This window comes from Rhodoferax sp. GW821-FHT07F03 (assembly GCF_059418745.1).
The window spans coordinates 222,379-238,363 of record NZ_JBWKQM010000006.1; the positions used below are offsets into that span (position 1 = coordinate 222,379).

At 60.2% G+C, this 15,985-nt stretch carries 19 protein-coding genes; 3 read left to right on the top strand and 16 right to left on the bottom strand.

The window, feature by feature from the left end:
* Positions 1-9 precede the first annotated feature (9 nt).
* The 4 genes from AC07R0_RS10945 to rpoE are packed head-to-tail and all read right to left on the bottom strand — an operon-like array spanning position 10 to position 3,949.
* Complete coding sequence (locus AC07R0_RS10945; protein WP_495104921.1) at positions 10-1,479, bottom strand: DegQ family serine endoprotease; 1,470 nt, start codon at positions 1,477-1,479, stop codon at positions 10-12.
* A gap of 54 nt (positions 1,480-1,533) precedes the next feature.
* On the bottom strand, positions 1,534-2,568 hold the full coding sequence (locus AC07R0_RS10950; protein ID WP_495104847.1) for a MucB/RseB C-terminal domain-containing protein: 1,035 nt from the start codon (positions 2,566-2,568) through the stop codon (positions 1,534-1,536).
* Positions 2,569-2,593: 25 nt separating this feature from the next.
* Positions 2,594-3,262: a sigma-E factor negative regulatory protein gene (locus AC07R0_RS10955; protein WP_495104848.1), complete on the bottom strand. Its 669-nt coding sequence runs from the start codon at positions 3,260-3,262 to the stop codon at positions 2,594-2,596.
* Positions 3,263-3,304: 42 nt separating this feature from the next.
* Positions 3,305-3,949, bottom strand: coding sequence for an RNA polymerase sigma factor RpoE (gene rpoE / locus AC07R0_RS10960; protein ID WP_495075392.1), 645 nt, complete (start codon positions 3,947-3,949; stop codon positions 3,305-3,307).
* Between the two features lie 71 nt (positions 3,950-4,020).
* Here rpoE and AC07R0_RS10965 point away from each other — a divergent pair, with 71 nt between their 5' ends.
* On the top strand, positions 4,021-4,245 hold the full coding sequence (locus AC07R0_RS10965) for a hypothetical protein (protein ID WP_495104849.1): 225 nt from the start codon (positions 4,021-4,023) through the stop codon (positions 4,243-4,245).
* 204 nt (positions 4,246-4,449) lie between these two features.
* Here AC07R0_RS10965 and fabF read toward each other — a convergent pair whose 3' ends face one another.
* From fabF to AC07R0_RS11005, 8 genes are all read right to left on the bottom strand, one after another.
* Positions 4,450-5,694 (bottom strand): beta-ketoacyl-ACP synthase II, encoded by a 1,245-nt coding sequence (gene fabF / locus AC07R0_RS10970; protein ID WP_495104850.1) that lies wholly within the window; start codon positions 5,692-5,694, stop codon positions 4,450-4,452.
* Positions 5,695-5,828: 134 nt separating this feature from the next.
* Entirely contained in the window at positions 5,829-6,068 is a 240-nt protein-coding gene (gene acpP / locus AC07R0_RS10975; protein WP_490592454.1) for an acyl carrier protein, read from the bottom strand.
* A 117-nt stretch (positions 6,069-6,185) separates the two neighbouring features.
* Positions 6,186-6,932: a 3-oxoacyl-ACP reductase FabG gene (gene fabG, locus AC07R0_RS10980; RefSeq protein ID WP_495104851.1), complete on the bottom strand. Its 747-nt coding sequence runs from the start codon at positions 6,930-6,932 to the stop codon at positions 6,186-6,188.
* A complete protein-coding gene (gene fabD / locus AC07R0_RS10985; protein WP_495104852.1) occupies positions 6,929-7,903 on the bottom strand; it encodes an ACP S-malonyltransferase in 975 nt (324 codons plus the stop codon). The genes fabG and fabD overlap by 4 nt, the downstream gene beginning before the upstream one ends.
* A 51-nt stretch (positions 7,904-7,954) precedes the next feature.
* Positions 7,955-8,935 carry a beta-ketoacyl-ACP synthase III gene (locus AC07R0_RS10990; protein WP_495104853.1) on the bottom strand — a complete coding sequence of 327 codons (981 nt, stop codon included), beginning with the start codon at positions 8,933-8,935 and terminating at the stop codon, positions 7,955-7,957.
* The gene (gene plsX, locus AC07R0_RS10995) at positions 8,932-9,984 is read right to left on the bottom strand and encodes a phosphate acyltransferase PlsX (RefSeq protein WP_495075387.1); all 1,053 of its coding nucleotides are present in this window, start codon (positions 9,982-9,984) and stop codon (positions 8,932-8,934) included. The genes AC07R0_RS10990 and plsX overlap by 4 nt, the downstream gene beginning before the upstream one ends.
* Positions 9,985-10,091: 107 nt before the next feature.
* Positions 10,092-10,274 carry a 50S ribosomal protein L32 gene (gene rpmF, locus AC07R0_RS11000; RefSeq protein WP_005794249.1) on the bottom strand — a complete coding sequence of 61 codons (183 nt, stop codon included), beginning with the start codon at positions 10,272-10,274 and terminating at the stop codon, positions 10,092-10,094.
* 221 nt (positions 10,275-10,495) lie between these two features.
* On the bottom strand, positions 10,496-11,044 hold the full coding sequence (locus AC07R0_RS11005; protein ID WP_495104854.1) for a YceD family protein: 549 nt from the start codon (positions 11,042-11,044) through the stop codon (positions 10,496-10,498).
* Positions 11,045-11,070: 26 nt separating this feature from the next.
* Here AC07R0_RS11005 and AC07R0_RS11010 point away from each other — a divergent pair, with 26 nt between their 5' ends.
* Both AC07R0_RS11010 and AC07R0_RS11015 read left to right on the top strand, forming a co-directional pair.
* Entirely contained in the window at positions 11,071-11,673 is a 603-nt protein-coding gene (locus AC07R0_RS11010) for a Maf family nucleotide pyrophosphatase (RefSeq protein ID WP_495104855.1), read from the top strand.
* Positions 11,670-12,431, top strand: a complete 762-nt coding sequence (locus AC07R0_RS11015) for an SAM-dependent methyltransferase (protein ID WP_495104856.1) — start codon at positions 11,670-11,672, stop codon at positions 12,429-12,431. Before AC07R0_RS11010 ends, AC07R0_RS11015 begins: the two co-directional genes overlap by 4 nt.
* 6 nt (positions 12,432-12,437) lie before the next feature.
* Here the strand turns inward: AC07R0_RS11015 and AC07R0_RS11020 are convergent, their stop codons facing one another.
* Genes AC07R0_RS11020 through AC07R0_RS11035 form a run of 4 tightly spaced genes read right to left on the bottom strand, consistent with a single transcriptional unit; the run spans position 12,438 to position 15,900 of the window.
* Positions 12,438-13,430 (bottom strand): S49 family peptidase, encoded by a 993-nt coding sequence (locus AC07R0_RS11020; protein WP_495104857.1) that lies wholly within the window; start codon positions 13,428-13,430, stop codon positions 12,438-12,440.
* Between the two features lie 2 nt (positions 13,431-13,432).
* Positions 13,433-13,795 carry a Rieske (2Fe-2S) protein gene (locus AC07R0_RS11025; protein ID WP_495097501.1) on the bottom strand — a complete coding sequence of 121 codons (363 nt, stop codon included), beginning with the start codon at positions 13,793-13,795 and terminating at the stop codon, positions 13,433-13,435.
* A gap of 19 nt (positions 13,796-13,814) precedes the next feature.
* Entirely contained in the window at positions 13,815-14,474 is a 660-nt protein-coding gene (locus tag AC07R0_RS11030) for an HAD family hydrolase (RefSeq protein ID WP_495075381.1), read from the bottom strand.
* Positions 14,464-15,900, bottom strand: a complete 1,437-nt coding sequence (locus AC07R0_RS11035) for a mannose-1-phosphate guanylyltransferase/mannose-6-phosphate isomerase (RefSeq protein WP_495097500.1) — start codon at positions 15,898-15,900, stop codon at positions 14,464-14,466. The genes AC07R0_RS11030 and AC07R0_RS11035 overlap by 11 nt, the downstream gene beginning before the upstream one ends.
* Positions 15,901-15,985 lie beyond the last annotated feature (85 nt).

Sequence of the window (15,985 nt, forward strand, 5' to 3'; positions counted from 1 at the left end):
TTTACAAGCTTATTTACCAGGACGTATCAGTGCGTACTGCGCCCACTCACCACGCCGGAACAACAGATTTACGGGCTTGGATTTGTCCATTTTGGCCACTGCAGCCTCAAAGTCCTTGACCGTATTGACCTCGACATTTGCGATTGCCACGATCACATCTCCCTCACGCACCCCGGCCCTGGCTGCACCATCAGTGGCGCTATCTACTCTGACGCCGCCTTTGAGCTTCAGCTCCTTCTTCTGTGCGTCACTCAATTCACTCACGGCCAGGCCGAGCAATTGGCCAGCCGAAGATGCCTTGGGCTTTTCCTCCTTGGCAGTGGGTTTTTTGGCAGGTTTATCGTCTTCGATCTCAGCAATCACCACGGACAAGTCCTTGTACGTGCCTCGCCGAAATACTGTCAGGCTGCTCTTTGTGCCGGGCTTGGTATTACCCACCAGACGTGGCAGGTCCGAAGACTTATCAATTGCCTTGCCGTCGAACTTGGTAATGATGTCGCCCGCCTCCACGCCAGCCTTTTCCGCCGGAGCGCCCGCCTCCACACCCCGCACAAACGCACCTTGCGCTTTACCCAGTCCAACCGACTCAGCGACATCCTTGGAAACCTGCTCAATCTGCACACCGATACGGCCACGCGAGACTCGCCCGGAAGCCCGCAGCTGATCACCCACGCGGGCCGCTTCATCGATCGGTATTGCGAACGAAATGCCCATAAAGCCGCCAGAGCGCGAGTAGATCTGGCTGTTGATACCTACCACCTCACCACGCATATTGATCAACGGCCCACCCGAATTGCCAGGGTTGATAGCCACGTCGGTCTGGATGAAAGACAGGTAATCGCCGGTATCGCGTTGCTTGGCACTGACAATGCCGGCGGTCACGGTGTTTTCCAGACCGAATGGCGAGCCGATCGCCATGACCCATTCGCCAACCTTGAGGCGGTTCACATCTCCGACCTTCACCGCAGGCAAGCCAGATGCATCGATCTTGACCAAAGCCACATCGCTGCGCTTGTCATAACCGATGATCTTGGCCTTGAACTCCCGTTTGTCGGTCAGAGTGACCATCACCTCATCGGCGCCCTCAACCACGTGGGCATTGGTCATGATGAAACCGTCCGAACTGAGAATGAAGCCGGAGCCCACTCCGCGCGGCGTTTCTTCATCCGGATCTTGCTGCGGCTTTTGCTGGCGCGGAGTCTGACGTGGCGTGTTCGGAATCGGCACACCAAAGCGCCGGAAAAACTCCTGCATCTCCTCGTCCATACTGTTGTTTGCCGTGGCACGGGAGGACACCTTTTCCAAGGTACGAATATTCACCACAGAGGGTCCAACCTGCTCCACCAGATCGGTGAAATCGGGCAAGGTACGGGTCTGGGCCAACACCGGGGTGCTGGGCAGCAGAGCAACGGTGGATGCCACTGCCACGGTCCACGTCAGGGCAAGAAAACGTACTTTTTTCAAACTGAGCGGCAACATCGTCATGCTTTCTTTCAAAATTCAAAGGGCCAGCCGATAAGGCCGGCGCTACTGCTACTTCTTGCGTTCCAGCCCTTGGGCAAACGCCTTCAAGGTTTGCAAAGGCACCTCGCCCACCACGGTCAACCACCACGCGCCTATGCGACGCGTCAGAGATTGGGTAGCCCCCATGGCCAACACACCCTCCTTGACGTGGCGCTGTGCATCAAAGGGCTCCACGAACAGGGACACTGATGCCAATCCGTCCGAAAAGACCCATTGCAAAGTACTTTCAGCAGCACTGGCCGGTGCGCCCGCCACGGAGCGGCGGAAGCAGCTCATGGATTTAAAGCCCGGCACCGTATTTTTCAATACCCAACCCTCTGACAAGGCTGTGGTTTTGAGCATGGAACTGGTCTCCACACGGTAGCCTGCTGTATTGGCCATCATCTGGCCCAGCTTTTCCATCTTTACTGGTGCATCCAGCTGCAACTCGGAGAACGCAGCCTGCTCCAGCACCTTGCCGTCCGCGTCCAGTGTCTGCAGCTTGACGACCAGGCCTGTCTTCTTCTCGCTCCAGATCCGGTAACCATAGCGCAGCGTGTCTTTAGGACTCAGCAACACCATATCGGCATCAAAACCGGCCACACGCTCGCTGCCATCCTGCTTGGCGCCGTAAAACTCCGCTATCGCAGAATCGCCGGTTTGCAGCAGATGCGGAAATAGTCCCAAGGACTCGCGCTTTTCCGCGTAAGCAAGTTTGCTCTCGGGCAACAGCGTCAACACCTGGTCATTGCGGCGAAAGGTGGTGCGCGGAGGCCCGGTCAAGGATTCCACGCGTTCCATTTGCTGCTCGCCATCGCACACATGCCAGATGCGTGCACTGGACAGGCTGCCCGTGCCAGAGGACACCACGAATGTCCCCGCATAGGCGCGCTTGCGTGAAGCCTCGTGCATACGCATCAGCCATTCGTTGACCGTGCGCTCACTGCCAGCCGTCTCTGCCGGAGCCGTCGCTACGTTGGGAGTCTGCCCGCCGCCCGCCCACGACAGGCCGCCCAAGGCACAGGCCGCCGCCAACACTACTTTCCTGCAGATCCTCACTTGCATGTCCCTGGTTTCCCGTCAACAGCCCTTAACGGGCCGGACTTTCAAAGGTCGCATTGCGTAAAAAACCGGCCGGCATCTGCAACGCCGAGGTTCCGCCAAATTGCTTGTGTTCAGCCATCAACTCGTCCAGACGGGCATCGCGCAGCATGACCTGGGGAGCGCCATCCGCCAAGGTCACAGCTTGCTGCACCTGGGTAGAGGTCTGGCTCTTGGCATCCGCCTGCGCCAACTGGGGTCCCGCGGGCGCAGCACCAGAGCCACTGAGCACGCCCCAACTAACCGCCACAACCGCCACCACGGATGCCAGGCCGGCCACCAGCTTCCAGCCAAAGAAACGCTCGTTGCTGGCCTCTTTGGGAGTTGCAGCCTCAGCATATAAATGGGCCTCTGCGCCCGCTTTATATGCGTCGATAGCTATCAAATTCGCAGCGCTCACAGTGGACGTCAGTGCAGGCTCCAGGGCCAGGCGGCTTTGGAACCGGGCCAGAAACGCCTGGTCATCGGAACAGAACGCCAAGTCGCCCGAGCGCAGCACATCGCCCACCACATGGTAGGCATGCCAGGTTGCTTGAGCATTTGCGTCTTGCTCCACCCGTTCGACAGCCTGCGCAAAAGCCGCGCCGCGCAGCTGACCATCGGCCAGTGCCGACAGTGCGTCCTGGGGATTGTTCGCGTGTTCCGTGCCCATTTGCATCACCTTGTTTCCTGTTAGCGCATCTTCAAAATCGTGCTTCACTTACCAACGCTTGCCGGACTGGTTTTCCAGCAAGGGTTTGACCCGTGCCGAAATCGCCTCACGGGCCCGGAATATGCGCGAACGCACCGTGCCTATCGGGCACTGCATCATTTCGGCAATGTCCTCATAGCTCATGCCTTCAATCTCGCGCAAAGTCACGGCTTGCCGCAAATCCGCCGGCAAGGCATCCATGGCCTCGTTCACCGCCGAGGAAATCTGCTTGGCGGCCAGCACCGTATCCGGGGTGTCTGGACTGGTTGGTTCGTTTTCCCGGTAGTAAGTTTCATCGTCGTTGTCAGAAGGACGCATAGCCGCTTCGGACACCGTGGGATCGCGCTTGAAGTCCATCAAGGTCTTCTTGGCGGTATTGATAGCAATGCGGTACAGCCAGGTATAGAACTGCGCATCGCCGCGGAATTTGGGCAGCGCACGGTAGGCGCGGATGAATGTTTCCTGGGCAATGTCTTCCACCAAGTCCACATCCCGCACCATCCGGCCTATCAGGCGCTGGATGCGACGCTGGTATTTCATGACCAACAGGCCATAAGCCTTCTGGTCGCCCGCTACAGTGCGCTCCACCAGCATCAGGTCGCTATCGGTAGCCGTGGGGGGTGTCGTCAAAATAGGCGGTGGAAGTGAAGTCATGGTTCAGACCCGAACACAGCCGACGCATCGGCTTTTGGTCTGGCGGGCGAATATACAGCACGGCGCAAGCCATGCCAGCGTTCTGGATGCTGGGCATGTGCCACCCAACACCACAAAGATCGACCCGACTGGGGGCGCAGCTGCAGCAGCAGATGCCGCTGCAAGTCCAATCTACAAGCCACCGCGACAGCCATTGGCTCACCGGTAGCGGCCCAGAACCACTGCTGTCCATCCCAGCGAAGGACTCCTACCGGCATCTGGCGCCAGCCCCGCACAGCCGCCGCCCCGACGCCTAGAACAGCCACCAAAGCAAGATACTGCCGCCAGCCCAAAGCATCTGCCTGCCAGCACCAGCCCAATACCGTGGCCAAGCCCAACAGCCACAAACTGAGTGTCAACCAGCCCTGGATAGCAGAACGCCCCACCGGATAGCTCACCGATGGGGCGTTGTGCATGAAGCAGCGGAAGTCAGATCGGCTATCGCGTCAGGATTGACGGGCTTAGACGCGCTTGAAAACCAAGCTGCCGTTGGTGCCGCCAAACCCGAAATTATTCTTCACCGCCACGTCAATCTGCATATCGCGTGCAGTGTTGGCGCAGTAGTCCAGATCACACTCTGGATCTTGGTTGAAAATATTGATGGTCGGCGGGCTCTTCTGGTTGTGCAAGGCCAGCACGGTAAACACGCTTTCAATACCGCCAGCGCCACCGAGCAAGTGTCCGGTCATGGACTTGGTGGAATTCACCACCAACTTCTTGGCATGATCACCAAAGGCCAGCTTGATGGCATTGGTTTCGTTCGCATCGCCCAGGGGCGTAGAGGTGCCATGGGCATTCAAATAGTGCACCTGGTCCACATTCACACCCGCGTTCTTCAAAGCCATCTGCATGGAGCGGCGTGGACCGTCCACGTTCGGAGCGGTCATATGGAACCCATCGCCACTCATGCCGAAGCCGACGATTTCGGCGTAGATCTTGGCGCCGCGGGCCTTGGCGTACTCGTACTCTTCGAGCACCATCACGCCGGCACCCTCACCCAGCACAAAGCCATCACGGTCTTTGTCCCAGGGACGGGAAGCGGTGGCGGGGTCATCGTTGCGCGTACTCAGGGCACGCGCTGCGGCAAAGCCACCCAGGCCCAAAGGCGATATAGCTGCTTCAGAGCCGCCTGCAACCATCACGTCGCAATCACCGTACTCGATCATCCGCGCTGACTGCCCTATGGCATGCAGACCGGTGGTACAGGCCGTTGCAACAGCGATATTGGGGCCTTTGAAACCAAATTTGATAGAAACATGGCCCGAAATCATGTTGACGATAGAAGCCGGAATGAAAAACGGCGAGATGCGGCGAGCACCTCGGTTGGTCAATTCGGCATGCGTCTGCTCAATCATGGGCAGACCGCCAATGCCTGAGCCGATATTGCAGCCTATGCGGGCCGCCTGCTCTTCCGTCAACGCGTCACCCGTGCTCAACCCCGCGTCGGCCACGGCTTCCATAGCCGCAGCAATGCCGAGATGGATAAAGCGGTCCATATGGCGCGCTTCCTTCTCGGGAATCAGGCTAGTGATATCAAAACCCTTGACCTCTCCGGCAAATTTGCAGGAGAAGGGGCTGGCATCAAATGCGCGGATCATGTCGATGCCTGACTGGCCGGCCAGCAAGGCCGACCACGAATCAGCCACCGTGTTACCCACGGGACTTATGCATCCTAAACCTGTGACAACGACGCGACGACGGGACATAAATTAAAGAGGTCTGGTTAACAGCAAAAGAGTTGCACAGTGCGCTATCGCGAACTGGGCAGACAGCGAGAAACGGGGGTGTACACCGCGCATTCCCGGTCTGTGTGCAACACACGGGCCATGTGCAGCCTGATTTAGGCTTTTTGGTGGCTGGTTGCGTAGTCGATCGCGTTTTGCACCGTGGTGATTTTTTCCGCGTCTTCGTCCGGGATCTCGATGCCGAACTCGTCTTCCAGTGCCATCACCAGTTCCACGGTGTCCAGGGAGTCTGCGCCCAGGTCAGCCACAAAAGACTTTTCGCTGGTCACTTGTGCTTCTTCAACGCCAAGTTGTTCGGCAATAATTTTTTTAACGCGTGCTTCGATATCGCTCATAGTTCCCTCTGAGTGTTGTAAAAGAATCCGTGATTTTAGCCGGGCTGCTGAAGATCCCCTGCCCAGGCTACCGTACGGATAGAACGGTTGGATTTGATCGTATGCGGCAGAGGCCGCTTACATGTACATGCCGCCGTTGACGTGCAGCTCCTGCCCCGTCACATAGCTGGCCTGCGGCGATGCCAGATAGGCCACAGCGTGCGCTACGTCCGCAGGCGCACCCAGATGGCCCAGCGGAATCTGGCCCAGCAGGGCGGCTTGTTGTTCGGGCGGCAGGCTGGCGGTCATATCGGTCTGGATGAAACCGGGCGCCACGCAATTCACGGTGATGCCACGCGAGCCCAGCTCACGGGCCAGGGCACGGGTCATGCCGGCCACACCTGCCTTGGCGGCCGCGTAGTTGGCCTGACCAGGGTTGCCCGATGCACCCACCACCGATGTGATGCTGATGATGCGTCCGTAGCGCTGTTTCATCATGGTCCGCATCACGGCGCGGCTCATGCGAAATACAGCCTTGAGATTGGTGTCCAGCACCGCATCCCAGTCGTCATCTTTCATGCGCATCGCCAGGGTGTCGCGGGTGATACCAGCATTGTTGACCAATACCTGCAAACCGCCATGCTCCTTGGCAATGGCATCCACCACGGCAGCCACTTCATCCGCGTCGTTGACGTCCAGCTTCTTGCCGGCGCTGCCGGGAAAGGCTGCCAACGCCTGGCCGATGGCAGCAGCACCGGCTTCGCTGGTGGCTGTACCAATGACCTTCAGGCCGCGTTGGGCCAACTCCAGGGCGATGGACGCGCCAATACCGCGCGAAGCGCCCGTCACCAGGGCCACCTGGCCCGCAAATTCCACAGCGCTCATGCAGCAGCTCCCAAAACAGTGGATTGGACCTCGGCCAGGCTGGCCGGGTCGAACAGGGGCAGACCCGTCAGGCTGCCATCGATACGTTTGACCATGCCGGCCAGCACCTTGCCCGGCCCGCACTCCACCAGGGTGGAGACGCCGCGCGCCTTGATGGCGGCGACGCACTCGACCCAGCGCACCGGACCAAAGGCCTGGCGCACCAGGGCGTCGCGAATACGGTCTGCATCGGTTTCAACCGACACATCAATATTGTTGACCACCGGAATCTGGGGCGCAGCAAACGCCGTGGTCGCCAGCTTCTCACGCAGCCTGTCGGCGGCAGGTCGCATCAGGCTGGAATGGAACGGCGCCGACACCGGCAAAGGCAGAGCGCGCTTGGCCCCATTGGCCTTGAGCATTTCACAGGCTTTTTCAACCGCAGCCTTGCTACCCGCGATCACGGTCTGACCGGGATCATTGAAGTTCACAGCCTCCACCACTTCGGCAGCAAATTCTGAGCCCAACGCACGTGTAGCGCTGGTAGCTTCTGCGCAGCCAGCTATTACTTTCGCAGCATCCATGCCCAAAATTGCCGCCATGGCCCCCATGCCCACGGGCACGGCATCCTGCATGGCCTGAGCACGAAAACGCACCAAAGGTGCAGCCTGGGCCAGCGTCAGCACGCCAGAGGCAACCAAGGCGGAATATTCACCCAGGGAATGGCCGGCCACCACGGATGGTGCAGCACCGGTCTCGGCCATCCATACCCGGTAGGCGGCCACGCCAGCCACCAGCATGACGGGTTGGGTATTGGTGGTCAGGGCCAGCGCTTCTTTCGGGCCTTGCTGGATCAGCTGGGCGATGTCTTCACCCAAAGCATCGGATGCTTCTTGCAGGGTTTGCGCCACTACGGGGTGGGCACCCCAGGCGTCCAGCATGCCCACGGACTGGGAGCCCTGGCCCGGAAATACAAATGCAAAATTGTTCATAGAGTTACCTATCAAAACTGCCTGTAGCGCAAATAGCACCAGCGCAAGCAGCTATAGATTTAAGAGCACCGCACCCCAGGTGAAACCGCCACCCACGCCTTCCAGCATGAGGGTGTCACCCTTTTTGATCTTGCCGCTGCGCACGCCGTCATCCAAAGCCAACGGAATCGACGCAGCCGAGGTATTGCCATGCTGGTCCACGGTGACGATCACCTTGTCCATGGACAGCTTCAGGCGCTTGGCGGTGCCTTGCATGATGCGGATATTCGCCTGGTGCGGAATCAGCCAATCGATATCAGCTTCGGTCTTGCCGGCCTTGGCCAGGGTGGCACGTGCGGCTTCCTCTAGAACACCCACGGCCAGTTTGAACACAGCAGGGCCATCCATCTTGAGCATGGCATGGCCGGCCACTGCGCCACCCGACACCTGGCCGGGCACGCACAAAATACCCACATGCTTACCATCGGCGTGCAGATCGCTAGCCAGGATGCCCGGCGTTTCAGAGGCCTCCAGCACCACAGCGCCTGCGCCGTCGCCAAACAGCACGCAGGTCGTACGGTCCGAGAAATCCAGAATACGGGAGAACACCTCGGCGCCCACTACCAGGGCCTTGCGGGCTGTGCCGGTACGGATCATGGCGTCGGCCACGGTCAGCGCATAAACAAAACCGCTGCACACCGCCTGCACGTCAAATGCCGGGCAGCCGGCGATACCCAATTTGTTTTGCAGAATGCAGGCAGCCGATGGGAAGACCATGTCGGGCGTGGAGGTAGCCACAACGATCAGATCGATATCCTTAGCCTCCAGGCCAGCGGCTTCGAGTGCCCGACGGGCTGCATGCAGGGCGAGATCACTGGTAGAGACATCGGCATCCGCAAAGTGGCGCGCCCGGATGCCGGTGCGTTCCACAATCCAATCGTCTGAAGTTTCTACGCCTTGGCTTGCCAACTCGGTGACGAGGTCGGCATTGGTCAAACGGCGGGGGGGCAGGTAGCTACCGGTGCCGGTAATACGGGAATAGGTTCTCGTCATGCGCTCATGGGTGCGGCGGCTTCCAGCACAGGCGCTACAGCCACCACCAAAAGCGGTGCTGCGTGCGCGATACGTGCCTGGACCCGGTCCAACAGGTTGTTTCGGGCTGCATCATACGCCCGGTTCAAGGCCTGTTCGAAAGCAAACGCATCCGCCGAACCATGGCTCTTGAACACCAATCCACGCAAGCCCAGCAAGGCCGCACCGTTGTAGCGCCGGTGATCCATACGTTTTTTAAGCGCCGATAGAACCGGATTCGCCAAAATTGCCGTGAATTTAGTAAAGATACCGCGGGAGAACTCGGCACGCAAAAAACCGACAATCATTGCAGCCAGACCCTCGCTGGTTTTCAGCGCCACATTGCCGACAAAGCCGTCGCAGACCACGATATCGGTGGTACCCACAAAGATATCGTTACCTTCCACGTTGCCGTAGAAGTTCAGATCACCCGAACTGGCAGCCGCGCGCAGCAGTTCACCGGTCCGCTTAATGGTTTCATTGCCCTTGATGGCTTCTTCACCAATGTTCAGCAGACCTACCGACGGGTTGGGATTGTCACTGAGGACCGAGACCAGGGCCGAGCCCATGACAGCAAACTGCAGCAGATGCTCGGCCTGGCAGTCCACGTTGGCGCCCAGGTCCAGCACCGTGGTGGCGCCGCCCTTGGCATTGGGGATTTGCCCGGCAATCGCCGGACGGTCAATACCGTCCAGAGTCTTCAACAGGTAGCGTGCAATCGCCATCAGCGCGCCGGTATTGCCCGCAGACACGGCAGCCTGGGCATCACCCTGCTTGACCTGGGCAATCGCCACCCGCATGGACGAGTCTTTTTTCTTACGCAGCGCGATTTCGATGGGATCGTCCATGCCCACCACCTCGCTGGCCGCCACCAGGCTTGCCCGCGGATGGCTGAAACCCGCCAGCCGGTCGGGTAGACCGACCAACAACAGCTTGGCTTCGGGATGTTTATCCAGAAATTGGCGGCACGCAGGCAATGTCACGCCTGGTCCGTGGTCGCCACCCATGCAATCAACAGCCAGAGTGATCATGCCGAACCCGTGCCGCCTGCAGCGGTGAAATCAAAAGAGACAAACATCAAGACAAAGGCCCGAAGCTACGGGTTACGTAGCGCCGGGCCTTGTATTTAAAGCGCAGATCAGGCTTCGGATTTGTTCTTCAGCACCTGGCGACCACGGTAGAAACCGTTGGGGCTGATGTGGTGACGCAGATGGGTTTCGCCGGTGGTGGGCTCCACAGCGATACCAGGCACGTTCAGTGCGTTGTGCGAACGGTGCATACCGCGCTTGGAAGGGGACTTTTTGTTTTGTTGGACGGCCATGGTCGGCTCCTGGTAAATGCGTTTAAATCTAAACGCTTAAATAAGATTACAAACACGAAAACGGAAGGAGGCGCGAAACAGTCAAAACCGAGGCACCCTCGGCCGTCCATAAAGATGGATCAAAATGGCCCATACGAGACCCATCCGAACCACCAAAGCACATAGGCTTTTTCGCGCGAAGCCTTAGATTATAGCCCAAGCCAGCATATAGACACCAGCGATCAATCGGAGCCACCCTTGCGCAGCTGGGCCAAGGCGGCAAACGGCTTGGGCTTTTCAGCCAGTGCGGCCTCAAATTCTGGGTCCACCACCTCCAGCTTCACCGCCACCGGACACACCTCGTGGCGCGGCACCAGGGGGATCTCCATCAGCAGCTCGTCCTCGATCAGATTGGCCAGATCGAACTCCTGATCCAGCGCCAGCACGTCTTCTTCGGACTCGTCATCCAGAGCGGCGGCGGTTTCCTCGTCGGCCACGAAACGAAACGAGCGGTCCACCGCCAATGGCACTTCCACCGGCGTCAGGCAGCGCTGGCAGGTCAGGGGCAGACAGGTGTCGGCTTGCACATGCAGCCAGATTTCAGGCGCCTCACCGGGTACCGGGCGGGCTTCGCCCAGTATGCTCCAGTTCACCATTAAATCAGACTCTAGCACAGATACTTCCTGCGCAAGACGCTCGTATTTTTGTAGCAAATCCTGGGCTGTGCGCGATCCCGCAGCTTGCGCAAACGCGCGTACATCAAAGGGAGTGGCGGGATTCTCGGTTTTCATGGTGTGCAGTGTAAGAGAATCCCGCCATGCATTCTTCACCCCCCTCCTCCTCGCGCAGCTTGGTGCTGGGCTCGACCTCGCGCTACCGGCAGGAGCTGCTGCAGCGCCTGCGCATTCCCTTTGAGGTATCGGCACCCGATGTCGATGAAACCCCCCGCCCGGGCGAAGCCCCGCGCGACTTGGCGCTGCGCCTGTCGCTGGACAAGGCCCGAGCCGTGGCCGCGCGCTTTCCGCAGGCAGTGGTCATAGGCTCCGACCAGGTCGCCGACCTTGACGGCCAGCCCCTGGGCAAACCGGGCAACCATATGCGGGCCGTGGCGCAATTGCGACAAATGCGCGGCCAGACCGTGGTGTTCCAAACCGCCGTGTCGGTGGTTTGCCTGGAAACCGGCTTTGAGCAAACCGCCCTCGCTCCGGTGCGGGTGCAGTTCCGCCTGCTGGACGACGCAGAAATCGAAGCCTACCTTCTGGCCGAACAGCCCTATGACTGCGCCGGCAGCGCCAAAAGCGAGGGCCTGGGCATCAGTTTGCTGGACGCCATCGACAGCGACGACCCGACCGCGCTGATTGGCCTGCCGCTGATCCGCACCTGCCGCTTGCTGCGCGCAGCCGGAGTTCGCCTGCTATGACGCCAGGCAAGCTCTATCTGGTGCCAGCGCCGCTGGACTTTGGCTGCAAAACGCAAACGCCGCTGGACGAGGTCATGCCCGCCGGCACGTTGCGTGTGGCCGCAGGCCTGCAGCACTGGGTCTGCGAAAACGCCAAAACCACCCGCGCCTATTTGAAACGAGTGGATGCAATCTACCCTCTGGCCCAGCCCATCCAGGCGCTGCAGATCCAAGAATTGCCGCGCGAAGTCCATAAGAAAGGCGACCACCAGGCCGGTTTTGACGCCAAGCCCTTGCTGGCTGCGGCATCGCAAGGATTTGACATCGGACTGGTCAGCGAAGCAGGCATGCCCGCGGTGGCCGACCCGGGCTCGTCTGTGGTCCGCGCCGCCCACGAGCTCGGCATGGAGGTAGTACCACTGGTAGGGCCGGTATCGCTGCTGCTGGGCCTGGCTGCCAGCGGCTTGAACGGACAGAACTTTGCATTTGTCGGCTATGTGCCCCAGGCAGAGCCGGAGCGTAGCCAGCGGATACGTGAGTTGGAGGCCTTGGCGCTGAAAACCGGGCAAACCCAGATTTTCATAGAAACCCCCTATCGCAACACGCAATTGCTGCAGGGGCTGCTACAAACTTTGCAGCACAACACGCGGCTGGCGGTCAGCAGCGGCCTGACCCTGGAACAGGGCCGCACGCTGAGCGATACGGTCAAAGGCTGGCGCCAAAAAAACACGGCAGGCCTGGTACCAGACCAGCCCGCCGTATTTGCCATCGGACGCTGAAGCCGTTCAGCGCAGAGCTGGCAGGCCCTTCAAGGCTCTCACCGAGCCCTCGCCCAAGGCGGCACCAAAACGCTTGGCCAAGCGCTCGGCCACGTTGTCGCGGCGGGTGTAGTCCACCAGCTCTTCGGCCTTGACCACTTCGCGCGCCACATAGTCCAGGTTGCCGAGGTGGTCGGCCAGACCCATTTCCACCGCCTGCTGGCCGGTCCAGAACAGGCCACTGAAGGTTTCAGGAGTTTCTTTCAGGCGGTTACCACGGCCGGCTTTCACCGCACCAATGAACTGGGCGTGGATCTGGTCCAGCATGCTCTGGGCAAATGCGCGCTGCTTTTCGGTTTGCGGGCTGAACGGGTCCATGAAGCCCTTGTTTTCACCGGCGGTCATCAGGCGGCGCTCTACGCCCAGTTTGTCCATCAGGCCGGTGAAGCCGAAACCATCCATCAGCACGCCAATGCTGCCGACGATGCTGGCCTTGTCCACATAAATATCATCGGCAGCCACGGCGATGTAATAAGCGGCCGAGGCACAGGTTTCCTCCACCACGGCGTACACCGGCTTCTTGTACTTTTCTTTCAGGCGGCGGATTTCATCGTTGATGATGCCTGCCTGCACCGGGCTACCGCCGGGCGAATTGATCAATAGCACCACGGCCTGCGCGCCTTCGTCTTCAAAGGCGCTGCGCATGGCGGCCACCACGAACTCGGCACTGGCATCGGCCCCGGCGGCAATCTCACCCTTGATCTCTACCACCGCGGTGTGAGCGGTGGTCTTATCCGGGGTAGGCGCAGCACGGTCCAAGCCAATCCACACCATCGCAATCAGAAACACCAGCCAAGCCAGACGCACGAAATTGCGCCAACGGCGGGCGGTTTTTTGCTCGGCCAGGGAAGCAAATGCCAGCTTCTCCAGGGTGGCGCGCTCCCATCCAGACGCGTCCGCAGAGCGTTCACGCGGCGTGGGCGGTGTATCGGGTCCACCGGGGAGATTCGGGTCGGTCATATTCAAAATTCAACAGTTTGTAATTGGGGGGCAGTATGCCAGTGCACCTTGCCATCGGCTTCCGAAAGGGCAATCTTCACCAGACCACCTCGACACGGACCGCCCATGCAGTCACCTGTGGCAGGCTGGTAAGCCGCGCCATGGGTGGCACACAGCAACCACCGGCCGGAGTCGTCGAAGATCCGGTTGGGCTGATAATCCAGCTCCATGGGCACGTGGGTACAGCGGTTCAGATAGGCATGGACTTCGCCCTCAAAACGCACGGCAAAAGCACGGCAAGCTTGCCCCAGGTAAACAACATCAAAAGGTACGGCATCGCCGCCCTCGACCAAGTCGGTGCTATCGCACAAGAGAATGGCTTGCATGGAAATCCGCCCGTGGAAATCAGCCGTTGGCGCGCAACCAGTCGTGCAGCTCGGCCACGGAATGGGCAATGACCAAGGGGCTGAGGGCTGAAAACCCGTCCACCGCATGGGCGCCATAGCTGACGGCCACACTGGCGCAGCCAGCATTCAGCGCCAGCTGCAAATCGTGCGTGGTGTCACCGATCATCAGCGTGCGCTCCGGCGCCACGCCAAACTCGCGCATCAGCTCATGCAGCATGCGGGGATGCGGCTTGCCCTGGGTTTCATCGGCGGTACGTGAACCATCGAACATACCCACCAGCTCCACCGATTGCAAAGCCTCGTCCAGCCCCCGGCGCGATTTACCGGTGGCCACGGCCAGGGTGTGCTGGCGCGCCTTCAGCTCGGTCAGCATAGGCAGCACGCCGGCAAACAGCGTGATGTCGTGCTGGTGCTGCAGGTAGTGGTGGCGGTAGCGCGCACCCAGCTCGGCGTGCTTGGAAGCCGGTACATCGGGCGCAGCATGGGCCAGGGCGGGCATCAAGGCCATGCCGATCACATAGGCGGCAGCGGTATCACTGGGCACGGTGCCGCCCACATCCCTCACCGCTTCCTGGATGCTGCGCGTGATGATGGCGGTGGAATCGAACAGTGTTCCATCCCAGTCAAACGCTATCAAATCAAAGCGTCTAACGGCCATACATGTCTTCGAAGCGCACGATGTCGTCCTCGCCCAGATAGCTGCCGGACTGCACTTCGATCATTTCCAGCTCGACCCGGCCCGGGTTTTCCAGGCGGTGGGTGGTGCCCAGCGGGATGTAGGTGGATTCGTTTTCGGTCACCAGGAAGCTGTCTTCGCCGCGCGTGACCTTGGCGGTCCCGGACACCACGATCCAATGCTCTGCGCGGTGGTGGTGCATCTGCAACGACAAGATGCCGCCCGGCTTGACCACGATACGCTTGACCTGGAAACGCTTGCCCATGTCCACGCTGTCGTACCAACCCCAGGGGCGGTAGACCTTGCGGTGCAGCTGGCCTTCGGAGCGGCCTGTTTTCTTCAGGCTCTCAACAATCTTCTTCACGTCCTGGGTTTTGTCCTTGTGGGCCACCAAAATGGCGTCGGCGGTTTCCACCACCACCACGTTCTCAATGCCCACGCAGGCAATCAGCCGGCCTTCGGACAGGGCCAGGGTATTGCGGCAATCCTGCAGCAGCACATCGCCCTGGGCCACATTGCCCTGGTCGTCCTTGGGCAGAACCTGCCACAAGGCATCCCATGCGCCCACATCCGACCAGCCGGCAGCCAGCGGGATCACAACACCTGGGGGCAAGCCGGCCTGACCCGAAGCAATGCGCTCCATCACCGCGTAGTCGATGGAGTCACTGGGGCAGGCGCTGAACAAGTCCTTGCCCACGCGCACAAATTCGCCGTCGGTCTTACCCGCGTCCCAGGCACTCTGGCAGGCGGCCAGAATGTCGGCGCGGCAAACCGCCATGGCCGCCAGCCAGACGGATGCCTTGACCATGAACAAACCGCTGTTCCAGGAATAGGTACCGGCATCCAGATAGCTCTGCGCAGTGGCCAGATCGGGCTTCTCTACGAAGCGCGAAATCACCGCAGCGCCGCCAGCACCAAAGGGCGCACCGGCCTGGATATAGCCATAGCCGGTTTCAGGGCTGTCCGGCGTGATGCCGAAAGTGACGATGGCGCCATCGGCCGCCAGCGCCGCGCCTTGGCGCACCACAGCCTGGAAAGCGGGCTTGTTCACGATCACATGGTCGGCCGGCATGACCAACAGTACCGGGTCGGCACCGTCGCGCTGGGCGGCCAGGGCCGCCAGTGTCAGCGCGGGTGCGGTATTGCGCCCGGTGGGTTCGAGCACGATGCTGCCGGGCTGGCCCATCAGGCGCAGCTGCTCAGCGATCACGAAACGGTATTCCTCGTTGCACACCACCATGGGTGCTGCAAGCGTGCCGGTGCCCAGGCCTTCAACACGGCGGACCGTGGCCTGCAGCAGAGAGTCCTCGCCCACCAGGGACAGCAACTGCTTGGGATATTTTTCACGGGACAGCGGCCACAGACGCGTACCTGAGCCACCGGACAGAACGACGGGTTGGATCAACATTTAAAAACTCCCTGGAAATAAACAAACCATGGCGCCGCAATGGCGCCTTGATTTGATTATTGCAGAGCAACCTGCATGCCACCGA